Here is an 18,115-nt window from a genome sequence, read left to right as displayed (position 1 = left end):
GCCGGACCGGCTTTGTGGCCGTGAGGAGAAGGCATTTGAACGGCAAGCGCGCCTTGGTGATCGGAAGTGGCGGCGGTATCGGCGCCGCGCTTGTCGAGCAACTTGTCGCATCGGGCCGATTTGACCGCATCTATGCCGGGACCAGGCGGCCCGATGCTTCGCGTCATCCCGATGTGACAACGCTGACGATCGACATATTGGACGACGGCACGCTTGCCGAGGCAGGTCGCCAAATTGCCCAGGATGGCGCGCTCGACTTGTTGATCGTGGCGACGGGGCTGCTGCATCGCGGGGCTGACATCCGTCCTGAAAAGAGCCTTCGGCAGCTCGATGCATCGGTTATGGCCGAAGTATTCGCGGTCAACAGCATCGGGCCCGCGCTCGCCGCAAAGCATTTTCTTCCACTGCTCGGCCGGAGACACCGGGCGGTCGCCATATTTCTTTCTGCGCGCGTTGGTTCGATTGCAGACAACAGGCTAGGCGGATGGCACAGCTACCGGGCCTCCAAGGCGGCGCTCAATGCTCTGGTGCGCTGCTTCGCGATAGAACTTCGCCGCAGCAATCCGGAAGCGACCGTCGCTGCACTGCACCCGGGAACCGTCGAAACGCCTCTCTCGGAGCCATTCCAGGCTCGGGTTCCGCCTTCGAAGCTATTTTCAGCGCGCAAAAGCGCGGCGCTAATGCTTGCTGTGATCGACCAGCTGACGCCGGCGGATAGTGGCGACGTTTTCGCATGGGATGGTGAACGCATTCCATTCTGATACTGGTTGCCCGATGCGACGGAACGGCAAACCGTTTCAGCCGTTCGGTCAATATCCCGAGCGCAACGGGGTGCCGATTCAAACGAGTCCGCCGAGGGTGCGATACGGGAGAGGGCCTACAGTGCGAAACCAGGTCATATTGTTTGTCGAGGACGAATTACTTATCCGTTTTGTGCTCGCCGATGCGCTGCGGGACGTCGGATATGACGTGGTGGAAGCTGCGACTGGCGAGGAGGCGCTCGATATCCTGGATTCCCCGCCGGTCATCGATCTCATCATTACCGACGTCCGAATGCCTGGCCAAGTCGATGGGCTTCAAGTGGCGCGGCGCTCAAAAGGGCTCGCGCCTGCCCGTCCCGTGATCATCTGCTCGGCGCATCTTCTGAAATCGGAAGCATCCCCCGCCGATGAATTTCTCGCTAAACCCTATACCGTTGCTGACCTTTTAGAAGCGACCGCCCGGTTGATCGGAGACCCATGGCAGAAGAACTCCAACAGCCACAGTGCCTGATCGTGGCTGACGCTGACGTCCTCATACGCAATGCACTCGCAGAATATCTTCGCCATTGTGGCTACAAGGTTTTCGAGGCGGCGACGTCGGACGAGGTGGTGACTGCGCTGGAGGAAGGCGCGGTGGAGATTGACGCCCTGCTTGCCGATGCTAGTCTTTCGGGGAGTTTAAATGCGTTCGAGCTTCGGATTTGGGTCAAGCAAACCTATCCTGATGTTGAAATTGTTCTCGCCGGCAACATCGATTCCGCCGCTAAGGCGGCAGGCCATCTGTGTGATGAAGGTCCGCACCTAGCGCGGCCTTATGATCCGGAAAGCGTCGCTGCTCACATCAAGCGTTTGCTGGCGTCAAGCAGACGACGTCACTTGTAACTCACCTCAACTCCTCACGACGAATATAACCCGGTCTGATCGGCCGCGCCCTCTATGGCTCGTCACAGTCCCACCCGCCAACGCTCGTCTTCACGGTCGCGCTTGGTCAGCCGGTTCTATCACTGAGCGGAATTGCCGTCTGCCCGTCCGCGCTGTCATCCGCGTGCGCAGGCGCACAGTATCGTAGCGGGTTTCCTGCGCTTCCAATTGGTTGATTGGATGGCTGCCCTCCGGTTGCAGCGCAGTATGAAATTTAACCAAAGGCGGGACAAATTGATCCAGGTGGATCCGAATTCCCGGGCAGTTGCCTGATCGAATAGGGACAAGGGCATAGCACCCGGATCACCTGACAATCATCGGGACGTAGTCGGTCGCGCGTCTTCCTCGCTGCATGCCTTAGGGCGACGGAAGTAACTTAGGTTAAGACAATTTCTCGGGGTGTCAGACATTGTCGATGCGGAATGAATGTCCAAAGAAGCACTGTTTTCTGCGGCTCCCGAAAAGAGTGGGGACCGCGTATGCAGGACGCGATCCGCTCAACGCGGAGTCGCACGCGCACGCCGTTTTTGCTAAAGAGCACGTAGCGATGCTGGGCCGCCCTGAAATAGCCCGCAGGTTCCGAGGCGCATCCTCGGATCACCGGATACGGGCCAGGTGACCGGTATAGTGTTTGGTTCTGCTGCCGGAGGTATTGGCAATGGGTGCTTATCATCTTCTCATCACCGACTTGCTGGCTGGAGAGCGTCGCGTGGATTTCTACGCTGAAAGTCCCGATCAGGCTTTTCTTGAGGCTCGCAATGAGAAGGACGGTACCTAAGTTGAGCTTTGGGAGGGCGATCAGCTGCTCGCCCGAATGACCAAATCGGGTGCGAATATTTGGAAAATCGAAGGCGGGGCGCAGCGCAGATTATAGCGCACCTCTACCCAGCGGCATCAAAACAGCATTGCGGCTCGACGAGTGAAAAATGGGCTGTGCGTGCCCGGTCAGACCATGATTTCGCGAATCCGGTGCGCGAGCGCGTCCATCGCAAAAGGCTTGGTAATGAGCGCCATGTTAGGCGCGAGCCTCCCGCTTCCGATGACAGCATTCTCCGCATAGCCCGTGATGAAAAGAATTTTCAGGCTAGGGCAAAGGCTGAGAGCGGCATCGGCTATCTGCCGTCCGTTCATGCCGCCAGGTAGACCGACGTCGGTGATCAGAAGATCGATGGCCTCCTTTGCCTGCAGGACCCGCATCGCGCTCGGCCCGTCGAACGCCTCGAGAACCTGATAGCCCAATTCCTCGGCCACTTCGGCGACGAGCATGCGGATCGTCGGCTCGTCGTCGACGACCAGCACATTGCCGCGTGCCGGCCCGGCGCCATCGATCGACGTTGGCGCGGGCGGATCGGGATCGACCGTGTCGGGCTCCTCAGCGCTCATGTAGCGCGGAAGATAGATGCACATGGTCGTTCCCATCCCGATCTCGCTGTAAATACGAACTTGTCCTCCCGATTGACGCGCAAATCCGTAAATCATCGACAGGCCGAGGCCTGTGCCTTCGCCAAGCGGCTTGGTCGTGAAGAAAGGATCGAAAGCGCGCGCGGAGACCTCTTCGGTCATGCCCGTCCCAGTGTCGGTGACGCAAAGGGACACATATTGGCCGGGATCGAGATCGCGCTCCCTTGCGCCACGTCCGTCGAGCCATTTATTAGCCGTCTCGATCGTGATCCGTCCGCCCTCGGGCATCGCGTCGCGCGCGTTGATGCACAGGTTGAGAATGGCGTTCTCGAGCTGATTGGTGTCCACCAGCGTCGTCCACAATCCCGCCTTGCCTACCGTCTCCACCGTGATCGAGGGGCCCACCGTTCGGCGCACCAATTCCTCGATGTCGAAGATCAGCCGGTTCACGTCGCACGGCTTGGGATCGAGCGTCTGACGGCGCGAGAAGGCGAGTAGGCGGTGCGTGAGCGCAGCGGCGCGCCGGACCGCGCCCTGCGCGGCGACCGAATATTTGTCGATCTCTGCGACGCGACCCTGAGCGATGCGGATCTGCATCATTTCGAGCGACCCCGAAATGCCGGTCAGCAGATTATTGAAGTCATGCGCGATGCCGCCTGTGAGCTGGCCGACAGCTTCCATTTTCTGAGACTGCCGGAGCGCCTCTTCGGCACGGTCACGCTCTGCTGCGGTCTCTTTGACCTCTTCGACCAGCCGCATGCGCTCCTGTTGAAGCTGGCGCTCTACCGCTTTGCGCGCCGATACATCGAGCATTGCGCCCACCATCCGGATCGGCGCGCCATCCTCACCGCGAATGACATAGCCCCTGTCGAGAATGTCGGCGTAGCTGCCGTCCGCACGGCGAAAGCGATACTCGTCAGTCCAATCGCTCGCGCCTCCGTCGATCACATGATGGATACTCGCATCGATCCGCGCGCGGTCTTCAGCGTGGATCTGCGCAAGCCACCATTCGCCGGTCGGCACAACGTCGTCGGGCCTGTGACCGTAAGCGCTTTCGAGAGCGGCATTCCACGTCACATGATTGGTGCGAAAATCCCAGTCCCAGATCGCATCGTTCGTGGCGCGTCCCGCGAGACGAAGGCGCTCCTCGACCTCGCGCAGCTTGGCGCTGGCCTCGCGGTCGCGCGTAACATCTTGCACGGTGCCGATGAGCCGAACAGGCTCTCGGCCGTCGAAAAATGCGAGGCCTTGCGCACGAATGTGACGAAGAACCCCGTCTTCGATGCCGACCGTGCGATACTCGACATCGAACCGGTGACTTCCATCGGGATCGAGAGCCGCGGCGACGGCGCGGTTTGCGCGCTCGCGATCATCAGGGTGAAGGCCGGCGAGAAATGCGCTTTCGTAGCTGACCGGAACTCCCGATGACATCCCGAAGAGTGCACGGCACCGGTCATCCCAGGATAGACTCATCTCGCGCGGGCGATAATCATAACGACCAAGCTCGGCGGCGCGTGTCGCGAGCTCGAGTTCTTCGCGACTGGCCTTGAGCGCCGCGTCGCTGCGCGCACGATCGACCGCCTCGCGAATGCGAAGCGCGACATCCTCGACGAGCGCGATTTCGCCCGTCGTCCATGCGTGCGGCGCGTCCTTTTCGACGTAAAGCACCGATTCCAGCACGCCTTCGCGTGTCATGGGACAGAGAATCTGTGCCGCAATGTCGTGCCGCGAATGGTCATCGGATTTGTGTCCTGTCGTGACTACGGTGTCACCTTGGGCGAGCTCGCCGTTCGTCGCCCCCTGCAATCGTGAAACCTCGCCGCTGCGCGACGCGCCGTCTTTCGTCCATTCAGACGCGATTTTCATGCCGGCCTCGCCGGCGTTCGAAGCGAAGCCGCACCGTGTCGCGCCGAGATGAGTGCCGAGCCGCGTGGCCGCTGCCGCGAGGATCGCCACGGGGTCCGCGAGATCGCGCAGCTCTGTAAGCAGGGCGAGTTGAAATGCCTGACGCTCGAGCAATTCCTCGCGGCTTAGCTGATCGGACCGTGGCATGCGTCTCCCGTTCGCATGGGACGATCCGCCACCTTGGCCGACCCTTGACAATTTCCCCGCGATTGAACGCCATAGGGACGATTTCGTTCCGGTAAGAGCCACGCTACGGTGCAACAAAATCGGCACGTGGGCGTATGGGGTATCACGATGTTAGCCGCCCGGTAAGCGGGCGAAATGGAGGCTGTTGACGGCGTGACAGATCATGAGGAGCTCGACGCCGGAGCGAGCGGGACCGAACCTTCGGCTGGAGCCACTCTTGGCGATCATCGACGCGAAACCACGCTGACCCATTCTGGCCTCGACGAGCGAAGCAATATCTTCTTCGCCGCAATCGAGATGACCAGGATGCCGATGATCCTGACCGATCCGAACATTGCCGATAATCCGATCGTTTTTGCGAACAAGGCCTTCCTCGATCTGACCGGCTATGAAGAGACCGAGGTTCTCGGGCGGAACTGCCGTTTCCTGCAAGGGCCGCAAACCGATCGCGAGCGTGTCGCGGACCTCCGGTCTGCAGTCGCGAACCGCCAGTCGATCGCCCTCGAGATATTGAACTACAAGCGGGATGGGACGCCGTTCTGGAATGCGGTCTTTATCGGACCGGTTTATGACACTGGCGGCAAGCTTCTGCATTTCTTCGCAAGCCAGCTCGATGTGACGCGGCGGCGAGAGAGCGAACAGGCGTCGCAGCAGGCCCAAAAGATGGAGGCAATCGGTCAGCTCACCGCCGGGCTCGCGCATGATTTCAACAATCTGCTTCAGGTCGTCAACGGTAATCTCGAATTGCTCGGGACCCGGATCGAGGATGAGAAACAACGAAGCTATCTAGCGCGTGCGCGCGGGGCAGCGGAGCGCGGCGCCAAACTCACGGGCCAGCTCCTCGCGTTTGCGCGCAAGACGAGGCTGACGCCCCGGGCTGTCGATGTGAACGATTGCATCAACGGCTTCGCCGACATGCTTGAGGCTTCGCTCGGCGGCCGCATCGAACTGCACCTGTCGCTCCGGCGCGGCCTTCCAAAGGCGGTCGTCGATCCCGAGCAGCTCGAAATGGCGATCCTCAATATTGCGCTAAACGCGCGCGACGCGATGCCGGGAGGTGGCGTCCTGACGATTGCAACGGCGAAGGTCCATCTGAACGGCGATGCACCGGCCCGGGGACTTTCTCCGGGTGACTATATCTCGGTCGAGCTAGTCGACGATGGCGAAGGCATGGCGCAGCATGTGATCGCGCGGGCGGTGGAGCCGTTTTTCACGACCAAGGCTACCGGGAAGGGGACAGGGCTGGGCCTCGCGATGGCGAGCGGCTTCGTCCTGCAATCGCGGGGGCGGCTCGAAATCGAGAGCGAGGTCGGCAAGGGCACCACCGTACGCATTCTTTTCCCGGTCTCGACATCTGATGATGCCGAATTGCCGGTTGCGGGTCCGAAACAGTCTGTCGAACGCGGCGAGGCCCATATTCTCCTGGTCGAAGACGATGCCGAAGTCCGCGCGCTGGCGCGCGAAAATCTCGAGGACGCTGGTTATCGCGTAACGGTCGCCGAGAATGGTGACGCGGGTCTCGTGGCGCTTGAGCACCTGCTTGCCACCGACATGGTGGATCTAGTCTTCACCGACTTGGTGATGCCCGGAAACCTGGATGGCATTGCGCTCGCGGAAGCAGTCCGGCGGCTCGCACCTCAAGTGCCCGTGTTGATGACCACGGGCTATAACGAGGACTTAGTCGTCGAAGGACCACTTCGCAGCGAGCGTGACGTGCTTGGCAAACCCTATCGCCGGGCCGACCTGCTCGATCGCATCGCACAGGCGCTGGCGCACAGGGATGAAAATTCTGCTCGGCGACGCCCGTCTGACTTCGGTGCTGCCGAGGAATGATCGTTTCAATCGCCCGGTGGGTAAACGGCCTGTTGCACTTCAGAAACCAAGCCCCCGGTCTCGGTCAATGCCTCAACGGCTGACGTTGCGACCTCGCACCCAAGCGCACTTGCAGTGTCGCACCTGTAAATTGTCCAGACCGCGGGACCGTCGCTGACCATTCTCGCCAACGAAGCCGGAGCTGCAATCTGCCGCAACGGACCTAATGGCAGCTCCTTGCATTCTGATGCCATCAGCAGACTGTCTCCGGTCGGCCACAACGAACGATTTGCCGAAAAAGAACACCCGCCCGATCGAAATCGGACGGGCGTAAGATAAAGAGCTGAGTTTCCTGAAAGGAAGAGCTCTCTTGGGTCGCATGGCGCGCCTAGCTTCGCTGGTAGACCTGATATTGTACCGCGACGCCAAAAAGGGAGCAGCTCTCGCGCCTCAGGGCTTGACCGCAACCGGAAGACGGAATGGTGCGCCAAGCCTGTTGAAGGCGTTCATCGCCGCGATCGCGATCGTCAGGTCCACGAGGTCTTTCGGCTCGAATGCCTCGGCGGCTGCTGAATAGGCCTCGTCGGAAGCGTGGGTCTCGCTGACACGCGTGACTTCCTCCGCCCAGGCCAAAGCCGCGCGATATTGGTCTGGGAACAGATGCGGGACTTCATGCCACACCGGAAGCAGCGCGATCTTGTCGATCGGCATGGTCTTGAGAAGGTCCCGGGTATGCAGATCGATGCAGTGAGCGCATCCGTTGATCTGCGAGACGCGGAGGAAGACGAGGTGAATCAGTTCTTCAGGCAGGGCCGTGCTGGTGGTGACATAATGGTGCACACCGTAGAGCGCCTTCGCTCCAGCGGGAGCCACTTCGGACCAATTCAACCGGTTCATCTGATCTTCCTTTCTTCCTGAGCCAAAATCGGCGTCACCATGCCTGACGAGCGGGATTCTTCCGCTGTGACATCCCGCGCAAAAAATGCCGGTGGACCGAATGCTGTCGAATGGGATCGGAAGAAAGGTCCGAGATTGATCTAGCGCAGTGTACCGATCAGGCCGCGCCAAGAAACGATGGGCCACGGCATTGTCGTACTGCGACGGAATGCCCGCTTATCTGGAATTGGAGTTGAAAGCCGCCCGACCCAATCGGCCATTCCAATCGCCAACCGGCAAGCGCCAAAAAAGACGCCCGCGCGGCCGAAACCGTGCGGGCGTCAGATGAAGATCTCGGTTTCCTGAAAGGACGAGGTCTCTTGGGTCGCACGGCGCAGATAATGTCGAGGGCCGGGTAGTTATTGTACCGCTGCGCCAAAAGAGCTGCCCTGGCGCGCATTGGACGTCGACCACCGGTTGCTTCAGATAGGAACCGTTCGGTAGGCAATCGGCCGCTCATGTGGTTTGTTCAGCCGGTGTTCGGCTGCGCGCCGCTACGTCCGGTGCCTGATTGAAGGAGACGGGTCATGAAAGAATATATCGCCGCTGCGGTCCTCGCTGCGCTCGCCGTTCCCGCCGGCCCGGCGCTGGCGGATCCGCCGCCCTGGGCGCCGGCGCACGGCAAGCGCGCCAAGGATCGTGGCCTCTATGACGGATATGGGCGCTATTACGAGCCTCGCCGCATTTCGCACAATGATCGCATTTGGCGGAGCAAGGATGGCCGCTACCACTGCCGCCGCGAGAATGGCACGACCGGATTGATCATTGGCGCCGCCGTCGGTGCGCTCGTCGGGCGCGAACTCGATGGCGGGCGTGATCGCACGGTCGGCACGATCATCGGCGCGGCCGGCGGCGGGCTGCTCGGGCGGGCTATCGATCGCGGCGAACTGAAATGCCGCTGATGTGAAAGGACGGCGCGAGAGGGACCAGTCTGCTCGCGCCGTCCCCTTGGACACCGCACGCAGTGGGGGTGCGGGCGGTGGCGAAGAATCTATCCGACAGTCTGATGCCGCGGGCGAGGTGCCTTCGTCATGCGCAGACCGGCTATGCCCGCGCGGTCGATAGTGCGGCGCCACGATTCCAGCTCTTCGCCGCTGAGACGGTATCTTGCGCAGTCGTCGGCCAGCCCGATCAATCCGCCATCGATCGCGGCAAGCAACTCCGCCTTGCGGCGCGCGACCCAATAGCCTGCCGTCGATGAGGGCAGATCGTCGATTGTCAGCGGCCCCACCGGCCCGGCGACCGATGTCGGCCTTGTCCTAAATTCGAGCACTGCGAACTCTCCATTCGCTCGGCTGCTGCCGTATGAGTGCCCCCCGCGGCAAAAATGCGGTTTCGAGGTTAACAAAAGGTTGCGGAGGAGCATTGTATGCGGCCAACCGTTCGTCGATCATGGGTGGCGACGGGCCAAACTGCGTGTCGAAGGGAGCGCTGCGACCCTCTCAATGATCGCCGCTATTGCCAGGCTGGGCGGAATGCTGCAGCCTCAATGCTGTAACGGGGGGAAAACAGATGCGAACTGCGAATATGATGGTGGCGTTGGCGCTGATGGCAGTACCGGCGCAGGCTCAGACGGTGCCTGACTTGCCGGCAAATCCGGTCAAGGCGATCGATGGCGAATGGTATGGCGTCGACCACAAGATCAAGCTGTCCGTGGCAAATGGCGTGGTAACGATCGTGGAATACGACACCGCTGATCCATACCTCAAGAAGATCGCGGCACCTCCTGGAACCGTCATCGCTCGCATCACGGGCGTGGAATCGACCGGACCCAAGTCGGCACGGTTCGTCGGCCAATGCCTTGAATTGATCGACACCTCGCGGTCGGACACCATAGCTTGTCCTACGCATGCTTTTGTGCAGTCGGCAGCTTACGGCGGCAAGCCAGGCCTGACGATCAATTTCTGGACCGCCGCTTTCCTTCGCAAGGGCAATATTCCGGAATATCAATGGCAATATCGCAAGTGAGCGATGAAAGAAGCGAAGGCCAGTCGCTGCGCGGCAAACGATAGCGCTCACGTCAAATCCGGCCTGATTTTTGCATGTGAGTTCTCGCCGCAAAACAGACGAACCAGCTTGCTCCGATGAAAGGGTTCCGATCTTTTTGTTCTGTCGGCCGCGATGCGAGAAGCGGGCGCGGGTGAGGGAACTAGGGCAGTAAAATGATGGAGGATCGGCGATGAGAGTGGATGCGCCGCGGCCGGGCGGGACAAAGGCTCACCTTGTGAGGCATCAGGCGAAGCGAGGCGCGACCCATTGCCGGCATGTCATCGCCGGGTTCCTCCTCGCGGTCATCGGCCCTTCCGCGGCAGTCGGCGCTTCCGTGCCTCCAGCCGTTGACGGCAGCCAGGCCGACAGGGATGCCGCCGCCGCTCGGATCGCAGCGCAAGCGATCGACGCGGGTCACCCTGCCGAAGCGGCGGGCATCCTCGAAACGCTGGTGGCCCCGCGCCATCATATGCTCGCGATCTTGCCCGCGTGGCATCGCGATTTGGCACGCGCTTACGTCGCGCTCGGCCTGATCGATGGCGCCGCTGGCCAGTATCGGCTCGCCTTGGCCGTCGCGCCCGACGACGAAGTGGTCGCGCTTGGTGACGAGCTTGCGGCGATCCTCGCCAAGGAAGGGAGCGCAGACATCGTGCCGGACACGCTGGGGCCGAACGGCGCCAAATATTTTGACCTTCACTGGGTCGATCGCGGCAACGGGACGCTCGATTTCGCGGCCGCCTTCACGCTGCCGCAGGATGATGCCGACGGAGCGGCGTATACGGCGGCGACCTACCGCGCCGACTGCCTTGCGCTCAAGTCGCAGCTGCTCGGGGGCGCCGCCTTCTCGAGTTCGGGCGCGAAGCTGCGGTCGTTCGGCAAGGGTGAGGCCGCGAAGCCGGCTAACGACCTGGCGGACCATAGTCTGAGAATGATCTGCCGTCGCGATCCGGCCCAGCAGGTGAAGCGTGTGCCCGCAATCGACGGCCGCACGCTGCTCGCGCGCTACCGCGCGCAACGCGCGCAGCGGACCGCTTCGGCGCCATCCGGCGGCGAGAGCGGCGCCCACGAGGCCGCGTGCCGCGCGCATGTGGAAATGTTCGTCGGGCAGCTCGCCGCCGAGGGACAGGTATCGGGGCCGAGCTGGCAGGTGCGCGACTGGTGGGACATCCGGACGGAGGATTTCTCCGAGGAACGCCGCGCCGCGGCCACGTCGGCGGTCACGGCGCTCGCTCGCGCCGACCCGGGCGCCGCACGCGCTTTCCAGCAGGCCTGCGTGCAAGAAGCGCTGTCGGGCGGAGCCGTCCCCGGCATGTAGCCGTCTGCCGCTGCCGAGCTTGCACAAATCGGTTTCACGAGCACTGCGGGTGTTCGAAATAGTGCTTTGGCGCCCGAGGCGGCGATCGCGAGGCCGGTGAGGCGCAGCGATCTTGCTTGCGTCCTTCGCGCGCCGCGATAGGTCGGTCAGGGGTCGCGCTAGGGCAGGGGGCGTGCAATTGATCCGGTACAAATCATGGTTGCTCTTCGGGGCGCTTGCCTTGGCGGCGCCCGAGGTTTCCGCCAAGCTGTCCGTCGACCCCGTTCCCGCGAGTGCCGAGCTGAACGATGCGCTCGCCGCCAAACGCTATGACGAGGCGATGACTTTGGCACGCCGCGAGCATGAAGCTTGCGTCGCGGTCAAAGGGTCCGATCCTTGCGTCGGACTGCTCGCCTTGCAAAGCGATGCGCTGACTGCCTGGGCGGTGGATCATGGTGATTTCGATCGCGACGAAAAGGGCGAAGGTATGGCCCTTCGCACCGCGCGCCTCCTCCACGCCCAGGTTAACAGGCTAAAGGGCTTCGATGGGCCGATCTTCGCGTCGGCGTTCGGCAACCTCGGTGAAATGCTGTCGCTCTACGGCCGGCCGGTAGAAGGCGAGCAGTATTTGCGGGACGGGCTGCGATACAACATCGTGCGGGCGATGGAGTTCCAGGGAACCGAGCGGCTCTCCGATGCGGCGCTCCGCACGTCGCTCCTGCGGCTGACCCGCAACCTTGCGCTGCAGGGCCGCAATGAGGAGGCGCGCGGTTATCTCGCTGCCGCCGACAGCCTGCTCTCGACGTTGGCCATGATGGGCTCACCCGAAGCTAAACGCGCGCTCCCCGATTTTCTGGCAGTTGCGGCGCTGGTGCCGGGCGAAGCGAGCGGTGGCGCTGCGGATTATGTCGAGGCGGCGGTCGGGTATGAATGGGAACGCGAGCACAACGGTGAGGGATGGGACCCCGATGACTGGGCGGCAGTCCGGGGTCGCCTCGCCCGCGACGAGATCGCTTTTCTCGCGCGGAGCGGGAACATGGCAAAGGCGGTGGCGCGCTTCGATGCCGAGCCGGACCTGCTCCGCGGCGGGCGAGGCGCGTCGCGTCTCGAATTTCTCACCCGGCTCGGCGCTGCGCTCGTCGCTGAGGGGCGCGCTAACGAAGGTGCCCCGATTCTCGCCGAGGCAATGCCGGTCGTCGATACGACTTGGGACAGGAGCGACGACCGGCGCATCGATGCGCATGCGGCGCGCGGCGCCGCCATCCTCGCGCTCGATCCAGGGCAGCACGCCGATGCCGCGGCCGAATATCGGAAGGCTGTCTCAGGCGCGGTGGCGCGGGTCGAGGCGGCCGACACAACCGAGGGGCTTGTTCGCGCCGTCCGGCGCTACCGTCCCGTCTTTGAGGGACTGCTCGGCGCCCTTCCTCCCGAAGCGGCAAGCTCGCTCACGCGCGGAGAAGCGTTCGAGGCGGCCCAATGGTCGTCGATCGGCGAGACCGCGGCGACACTCGCCAAGGTTTCGGCACGCACATCGCGCAGCGATGGCCCGGTCGCGGAAAAGGAGCGGTTCCGCGAGGAGGTGCGCGCGAGCGTTGCGTCGCTCAACCGCGAGATCGCGCAATGGCTATCGGTTCCCGGCAGCCCCGATACCGATCGCGAGTTGCTAGGAAAATTCTATTTGCGCGACGTTGATGCCGTGATGGACGAGATGTCGACCGAGGAGATCGCCGCGATCGACCCCGCCTATGATCAGCTCGTCAAGCCTCGGCCGATCGCCGCCGAACGAGTGCAGGCGCTGCTCGACAAGGACGAAGCCGTTCTTTTCTTCCTTTCTGACGAGCGGGGCACGTCGGTCTTTGTTCTGACGCGCTCGGGATTTACATGGCATCGTTCGCGCCTGACCCGCGATGCCTTGGCGAAGAGCGTTGAGCGGCTGCGCGGTCAGATCAAGCGCGACCTTCGCGAGCGCTGGGTCGGGAGCGTCGACAATTTCGACGAGCAGCTTGCGCACAATCTGTATCAGGAGCTCATTGCGCCCATCGAAACGTCCCTCGGCGGCGCAACACGTCTGATGACCGTGACGCCAGGTCCGCTGAGCAGCCTGCCGTTGACCTTGCTCGTCACAGCCGGCGCCGACACGCAGAAGCCGCAATTTCTGATTGATCGTTACGAGATTTCGACGCTGCCGTCGGTTTCAAGCCTTTACTCGTTGCGTTGCCTGCTTCGGCCTGCGGGTGATCGCCCGGCCGGTTGCGGCCCTGGACCCGGTCGCAATCGTCCGCCATCGCAGACGATCCTGTTCGCTGCGGGCGATCCGGCGCTCAAGGGTCATTCAGGCGACGACCGGGGTATCGTGGAATATTCGGAACTGTTCCAGCGTGGCATAGCGGACCCGGCCCGGATCATGGCGATGCCTTCGCTTCCAGGCACGCGCCGCGAGATCGAGGGCGTGCGATCGATGTTCGATCCTGGACAGACTGTTGCTCTTATGGGCTCCGCGGCGACCGAGGGATCGGTCAAGTCGAATCCCGGGCTGGCCAATGCACGCTATGTCCTTTTTTCGACGCACGGTCTGCTGGCGAGCGAGACGGGGCTCGATGGCGAGCCGGGTCTCGTCTTCACGCCGCCATTAGCGGGGGCGCAGTCCGACAGGGACGATGGTCTTCTCACCGCCTCGGAAGCCGCGCAACTGAAGCTCGCAGCGGATATCGTCGTACTGTCGGCGTGCAACACGGCAAGTTCGAACGGCAGCGCCGAAGCGGACGGGCTGTCGGGCTTGGCGCAGTCTTTCTTTTATGCTGGCGCGGGTTCGCTTCTGGTGTCGCACTGGCCGCTCGACGATGAGGCCGGGGCCGAAATCGTCACGCATCTCTTTGCAGGCATCGAAAAGCATCCCGGCGCTCCGGGGGCTGCGTTCCGGCAGGCGATACTGGCGCTTCGCGCAAAAGACGATACCTCGTCTCCAGCGGTTTGGGCGCCGCTCGTGTTTGTCGGAACCACCGACCGGGGCGTGCGGTAGCGAGAGTTCGGGTGCTCGCAGTGCGTTATGAGTTCAGGTCGCCCTCCAAACGTCCGCTGAGCGCAAATTTGGTCTTGAATCCGCCCGTCTGCTACCGGCCAGGTCAAGCGTCGGCGCTGGCTCGCAGCGAACAGGTGGCTGAATGGGATGGCAAGCGGATGCAACAGTCGGCTGCTCAAGAGCGAGTTAGTCTCGTTCCAGAAAAATAGCCTCCGGTATCTCTTGGGCCGGCCACAGAGCGCCATAACTAATCATATTCATCAGAGCGATCTGGTCTTGGTCGAAATGGAACGAGTAATAAGCGTGGACCGTGACGAACGGATTGCACTCATTCTCGGGCGTGGCTTCAATCCCTCGTGCGCGCGCGATCACCAGATCGCCCACTGGCGTGGCTTCCAGCAGTTGGAACGGTTGCGGAGCGGGCCACCGAAAACTGGCCCGTCGCATGCTCTCGGTCGAGCGCTCGATTTCTTCGAACGACCCCGCTTGACCGATCTTCTCAAAAAACCTTTCGACGAGTCTCAAACGTTTTTCTTGCGCCTGCCTATCAAATACAGGGTCTGGGCGAGGCGATGATATCTGACAAGACATTGCCGTTCCCGGCATAAACGTGGCGCACGCCACCGCTGTGATTGCCTTCCGCCTCCCGATCATCGGTCGCTCCCCAAACATATAGTGGAGGATACATACAAAGCCGGTGTCCGCAATCGGTCGCTTCCGGTCGTGGCTATCCGGCGCGCCGCGGATGTCCGCCTCTCTCGGTCTCCCGCCAAAACCGGACCGTTCTTAAATGGCCACAAGCGGTTAACGCGCCAAAGAGCGCTTGCTGATTGTCTCGTAGCATGTGCGGGCCAAGGCAGCAGGATAGGAGGTCGGACGGCTCGCGCGATCGACCTGCTCAGCCAGGATAAGGTGATTCCCTCAATAGTCGGGCAAGATGCGTGGCATTAGCGGCCACCATTTTGGCGGTCTCGGTTACTTTGCTGGGGCGATGCTGAAGATCCTTGAAATCGACTGAACCCATCGCCTCACCGACCCAGTAGCAGGCGGCCACGGCGGGAATCGTCCATCCCACATCGTTCAGCGCCTGAAAGATTTGCGACGAAGCATTATGCGTGCCGTCTTCATTGCCGACGATCGCGGCAACAGCCACTTTCGAAAAGCTTGGCATCCGCCCCTTGTCGTCGGTCTCCGACAGGAAGGCATCCATTCGTTCCATCACAAGCTTGGCGACGCTTGATGCTTGACCCATCCAGATCGGTGTGCCGAAGATGAGAATATCGGAGGCGAGGATCGCCTCGCGAATTTTCGGCCATTCGTCGCCAGCACCCTCGTTCGAGGTGACACCCCATTTGATGCTGTGCGCGGCGATACGGATGGGCTTGCCGACACGGACGCCTTCCGCCTCGAAATGTTCGGTAAGCACCGCGAGCATGGCATCGGTCGAGCTCTTGCGGCCACGGGCCGACAGCGAGCAATTGATCGCGGTAGCGGTAATCGGGGGCATATCGTCTCCTTTACCCCGCCGGGGTGAAGCGCGCGCCGGTCGCGGTTGGTTCCGATGTCATACTGGCGGCGTACCCGGAATGACGATGAGCGTCCGCTCTCGACGCGCCTTGGGCGAGTTCCGACAGGGAATTCATGTTGAAAATATCGGTGCCGCCGAGCGCGGGCAGTAAGAAGGGGCCGCCAAAGCGGCCCCTTCCTGTCGGCTTGCCGGGTCAATCGAGCTTGGGACTGACGACGCCCGAGCTGTAGCGCAGATTGTTCTGCACATGTTTGACGCCCGTGACGTCGTCGGCGACATCTTCGGCGCGGCGCTTCGACCGGCGATCCTCGACCGTGCCGGAGAGCGTGACTTCGCCATCTGCGACGCTGACCTCGATCTCGGAGGCGTCGATCCAGACATCCTCGGTAAGACGGTCGTTCACGTCCTCGCGGATGCGCTCGTCTGAGCGGATATAGCTTTTGGGACCGCGGCCGCGGTGATCGAGTTCCCGGCGACGGCGCGCGTCGCGATCGCCGAACCAGGAAAGCACTTCGTCGCCGGCGCGGTCGAGGAAGCCGCGTTCGCCCGGGTCATAATCGGGGCTGCGCGTCCGCGGATATTGGCCGTAAGGCGAATAGCCCTCGACCGGGAGATAGCCGAACTCGCTCGGCCAGTAGTTACCGCCGCGCGAACGATCCTCGCCTCGGGCTTCGCCGGCAGCATCGTAATAGGCGTCGCGGCGGGGCGTGCGGTCGTAACGGGGCCAATCGGAGCGCTCAGCGCGGCGGACCGGCCGGCGATAGTCGCCCGCGCGCTCATCCTCCCAATTATCGCGGCGATATTCCTGCTCGCGATAGGCGCGGCGCGGGCGGCGCTGCTCGCGCTCGTCTTCCTCGATCGCCACATAAGCGCGCGACGCATCCTCTGCGCGGCCGCGGTTGTAGCGACCCGGCGATGCGCCGGTGTCGGGGCTGCTGTTGTCGCTATAATCCCAGAGCGGGGTGCGGTCGTCGAACCTGTCCATGATCCATCTCCATTTGTTGAGGGTGGCGGGCAGGTTGCCGGGAAGGGAGGCAACCCCCCGTCCCGCCGAACCGACGCATGGAGTGGGGGCAAGTTCCCGATCTGGGCGCAATATGTCGCGCTGCGAAGTCAACGCATCGAAGAATGTGACCCGATCTCTCCAATGGGCGGCAGGCGTCGCCGGCGATGCCGAATTCTCATGGAGAATCAAATCTGGAAAGGATCATACCCAGTGGGCCGCGCGTGCGCCGGGGCCGTCGAACTTGCCGCTGGGGAACCGGATCTCTCCAACGCATCTTTCCAAAGCCTTCCCAGCTCGACGTCGATCCAGTCGGCTGCAAAAGGATCGAGGCCAGAGCCGGGATAAAGGCAAAACTCGCCGAAAAGCGGTTGGCAGTCGATTTCGTAAAAATCGACCCGAACGAAGGCTAGGTTCCCGGCAAGCGTCTCTGCAGCTTGCAGCATCGCCCCGAGGGAGGACGGTCTGGAAGGTCGATCGGCGGCAGGCACAAGCTGCCGCCAGTTGCGGTCATGCAATATCCAGCGGTGACGGACACCGCGCCCCAAATGTACCTGGACGTGCGTCGCGGCACCGCCGAAGACGTAGATCTTGTAGTCGATGGGGAGAGGACGTGCGCCGCCGAGCAACGGCTCGGCGAAAACGCCACGCGGCACATTGCGATAAGCCCATTCGTCGAGCCAGCGGCCGTACTCCCGGCGCTGCCACCGGCGCGCGGCTCGCTGGACCTGCTTCCAGCGTTCGCAATCCGGAAACGTCTCCAGGATTTGATACTGGTTACACCCATGACGCGCTTTGACGATAGATGGGAGGGCGAACGGAATGAAGCGCGGCAGCATCTGGCCCTGCCAGAGCGTCGGTATGATCCAGTTTGCGCCGAGTTGCTTCGAGGCCAAGCATTTTGCCTCAAGCTTATCCAGCAGCGTCGTTTGCAACGGTGACCGATCATTCAATTTGCGGAGCTGGACGAGCTCGGTGAAGCGCGTCGGATTGAGCAAGTCGGGCAGGCGTCGATGACGCAAGGCGTAGAGAAGGGCAATCCGGTGCGCGGCTATCGAGGAGCCGACATTGTCCACTTTCGCCGGGTCTTCCGAGGCGCGCGAGAGTTTCATGCCATGTCGGTCTCACGGCTGAACGACGTGTGGCCGCTATCGCGGAAGCTCGGCCGATCCAGGTTTATTTCGCGGCAAAGCTGCATGCGGATACGAACGACCCGGCGCAGAAAACGCTCCCGGCAATATCATCGACCGACCTCCGATCATCCAGGCAGCGCTCAGGCGCTCGGGTGCGACCAACCGGTGAGGAACGCGTCATCGCGCGCACCGCTGCGGATCGCGTGCAGCATCGCACGTCTCAACCT

15 protein-coding genes are annotated in these 18,115 nt (G+C 62.3%); 8 read left to right on the top strand and 7 right to left on the bottom strand.

Annotated features, from left to right (window positions below):
• Positions 1-35 precede the first annotated feature (35 nt).
• From ACTJI5_RS04150 to ACTJI5_RS04140, 3 genes are all read left to right on the top strand, one after another.
• Complete coding sequence (locus tag ACTJI5_RS04150; RefSeq protein WP_137892586.1) at positions 36-761, top strand: SDR family NAD(P)-dependent oxidoreductase; 726 nt, start codon at positions 36-38, stop codon at positions 759-761.
• Between the two features lie 121 nt (positions 762-882).
• Positions 883-1,272 (top strand): response regulator, encoded by a 390-nt coding sequence (locus tag ACTJI5_RS04145; RefSeq protein ID WP_171013728.1) that lies wholly within the window; start codon positions 883-885, stop codon positions 1,270-1,272.
• Positions 1,239-1,643 carry a response regulator gene (locus tag ACTJI5_RS04140; RefSeq protein WP_137892590.1) on the top strand — a complete coding sequence of 135 codons (405 nt, stop codon included), beginning with the start codon at positions 1,239-1,241 and terminating at the stop codon, positions 1,641-1,643. The genes ACTJI5_RS04145 and ACTJI5_RS04140 overlap by 34 nt, the downstream gene beginning before the upstream one ends.
• Before the next feature lie 984 nt (positions 1,644-2,627).
• On the opposite strand, the gene ACTJI5_RS04135 is transcribed toward ACTJI5_RS04140, so the two are convergent.
• Positions 2,628-5,135: a PAS domain-containing protein gene (locus tag ACTJI5_RS04135; RefSeq protein ID WP_440859462.1), complete on the bottom strand. Its 2,508-nt coding sequence runs from the start codon at positions 5,133-5,135 to the stop codon at positions 2,628-2,630.
• Between the two features lie 174 nt (positions 5,136-5,309).
• On the opposite strand from ACTJI5_RS04135, the gene ACTJI5_RS04130 reads away from it, so the two are divergent.
• Positions 5,310-7,007, top strand: a complete 1,698-nt coding sequence (locus ACTJI5_RS04130; RefSeq protein WP_137892594.1) for a histidine kinase famiy protein — start codon at positions 5,310-5,312, stop codon at positions 7,005-7,007.
• Positions 7,008-7,436: 429 nt separating this feature from the next.
• On the opposite strand, the gene ACTJI5_RS04125 is transcribed toward ACTJI5_RS04130, so the two are convergent.
• Positions 7,437-7,883: a carboxymuconolactone decarboxylase family protein gene (locus tag ACTJI5_RS04125; protein ID WP_056350192.1), complete on the bottom strand. Its 447-nt coding sequence runs from the start codon at positions 7,881-7,883 to the stop codon at positions 7,437-7,439.
• A gap of 566 nt (positions 7,884-8,449) precedes the next feature.
• On the opposite strand from ACTJI5_RS04125, the gene ACTJI5_RS04120 reads away from it, so the two are divergent.
• Complete coding sequence (locus ACTJI5_RS04120; protein ID WP_056350194.1) at positions 8,450-8,824, top strand: glycine zipper 2TM domain-containing protein; 375 nt, start codon at positions 8,450-8,452, stop codon at positions 8,822-8,824.
• A gap of 89 nt (positions 8,825-8,913) precedes the next feature.
• On the opposite strand, the gene ACTJI5_RS04115 is transcribed toward ACTJI5_RS04120, so the two are convergent.
• Positions 8,914-9,195, bottom strand: coding sequence for a DUF1153 domain-containing protein (locus tag ACTJI5_RS04115; protein WP_325546247.1), 282 nt, complete (start codon positions 9,193-9,195; stop codon positions 8,914-8,916).
• A gap of 239 nt (positions 9,196-9,434) precedes the next feature.
• Here ACTJI5_RS04115 and ACTJI5_RS04110 point away from each other — a divergent pair, with 239 nt between their 5' ends.
• The 3 genes from ACTJI5_RS04110 to ACTJI5_RS04100 all read left to right on the top strand — a co-directional run bounded on the left by ACTJI5_RS04110 (position 9,435) and on the right by ACTJI5_RS04100 (position 14,224).
• Entirely contained in the window at positions 9,435-9,890 is a 456-nt protein-coding gene (locus ACTJI5_RS04110; protein WP_137892598.1) for a hypothetical protein, read from the top strand.
• 355 nt (positions 9,891-10,245) lie between these two features.
• Entirely contained in the window at positions 10,246-11,226 is a 981-nt protein-coding gene (locus tag ACTJI5_RS04105; RefSeq protein ID WP_137892600.1) for a hypothetical protein, read from the top strand.
• Between the two features lie 172 nt (positions 11,227-11,398).
• Complete coding sequence (locus ACTJI5_RS04100; protein ID WP_137892601.1) at positions 11,399-14,224, top strand: CHAT domain-containing protein; 2,826 nt, start codon at positions 11,399-11,401, stop codon at positions 14,222-14,224.
• A 186-nt stretch (positions 14,225-14,410) separates the two neighbouring features.
• On the opposite strand, the gene ACTJI5_RS04095 is transcribed toward ACTJI5_RS04100, so the two are convergent.
• From ACTJI5_RS04095 to ACTJI5_RS04080, 4 genes are all read right to left on the bottom strand, one after another.
• Positions 14,411-14,749 (bottom strand): hypothetical protein, encoded by a 339-nt coding sequence (locus ACTJI5_RS04095; RefSeq protein WP_056350203.1) that lies wholly within the window; start codon positions 14,747-14,749, stop codon positions 14,411-14,413.
• A gap of 373 nt (positions 14,750-15,122) precedes the next feature.
• Positions 15,123-15,731 (bottom strand): flavodoxin family protein, encoded by a 609-nt coding sequence (locus tag ACTJI5_RS04090; protein ID WP_137892603.1) that lies wholly within the window; start codon positions 15,729-15,731, stop codon positions 15,123-15,125.
• Positions 15,732-15,945: 214 nt separating this feature from the next.
• Positions 15,946-16,737 (bottom strand): BON domain-containing protein, encoded by a 792-nt coding sequence (locus tag ACTJI5_RS04085; protein ID WP_137892605.1) that lies wholly within the window; start codon positions 16,735-16,737, stop codon positions 15,946-15,948.
• 206 nt (positions 16,738-16,943) lie between these two features.
• Complete coding sequence (locus ACTJI5_RS04080) at positions 16,944-17,867, bottom strand: ATP-grasp fold amidoligase family protein (RefSeq protein WP_082395591.1); 924 nt, start codon at positions 17,865-17,867, stop codon at positions 16,944-16,946.
• Positions 17,868-18,115 lie beyond the last annotated feature (248 nt).

It is taken from the genome of Sphingopyxis sp. 22461 (genome assembly GCF_052044915.1).
Classification (GTDB): domain Bacteria; phylum Pseudomonadota; class Alphaproteobacteria; order Sphingomonadales; family Sphingomonadaceae; genus Sphingopyxis.
This window is presented reverse-complemented; position numbering and strand designations above follow the sequence as displayed.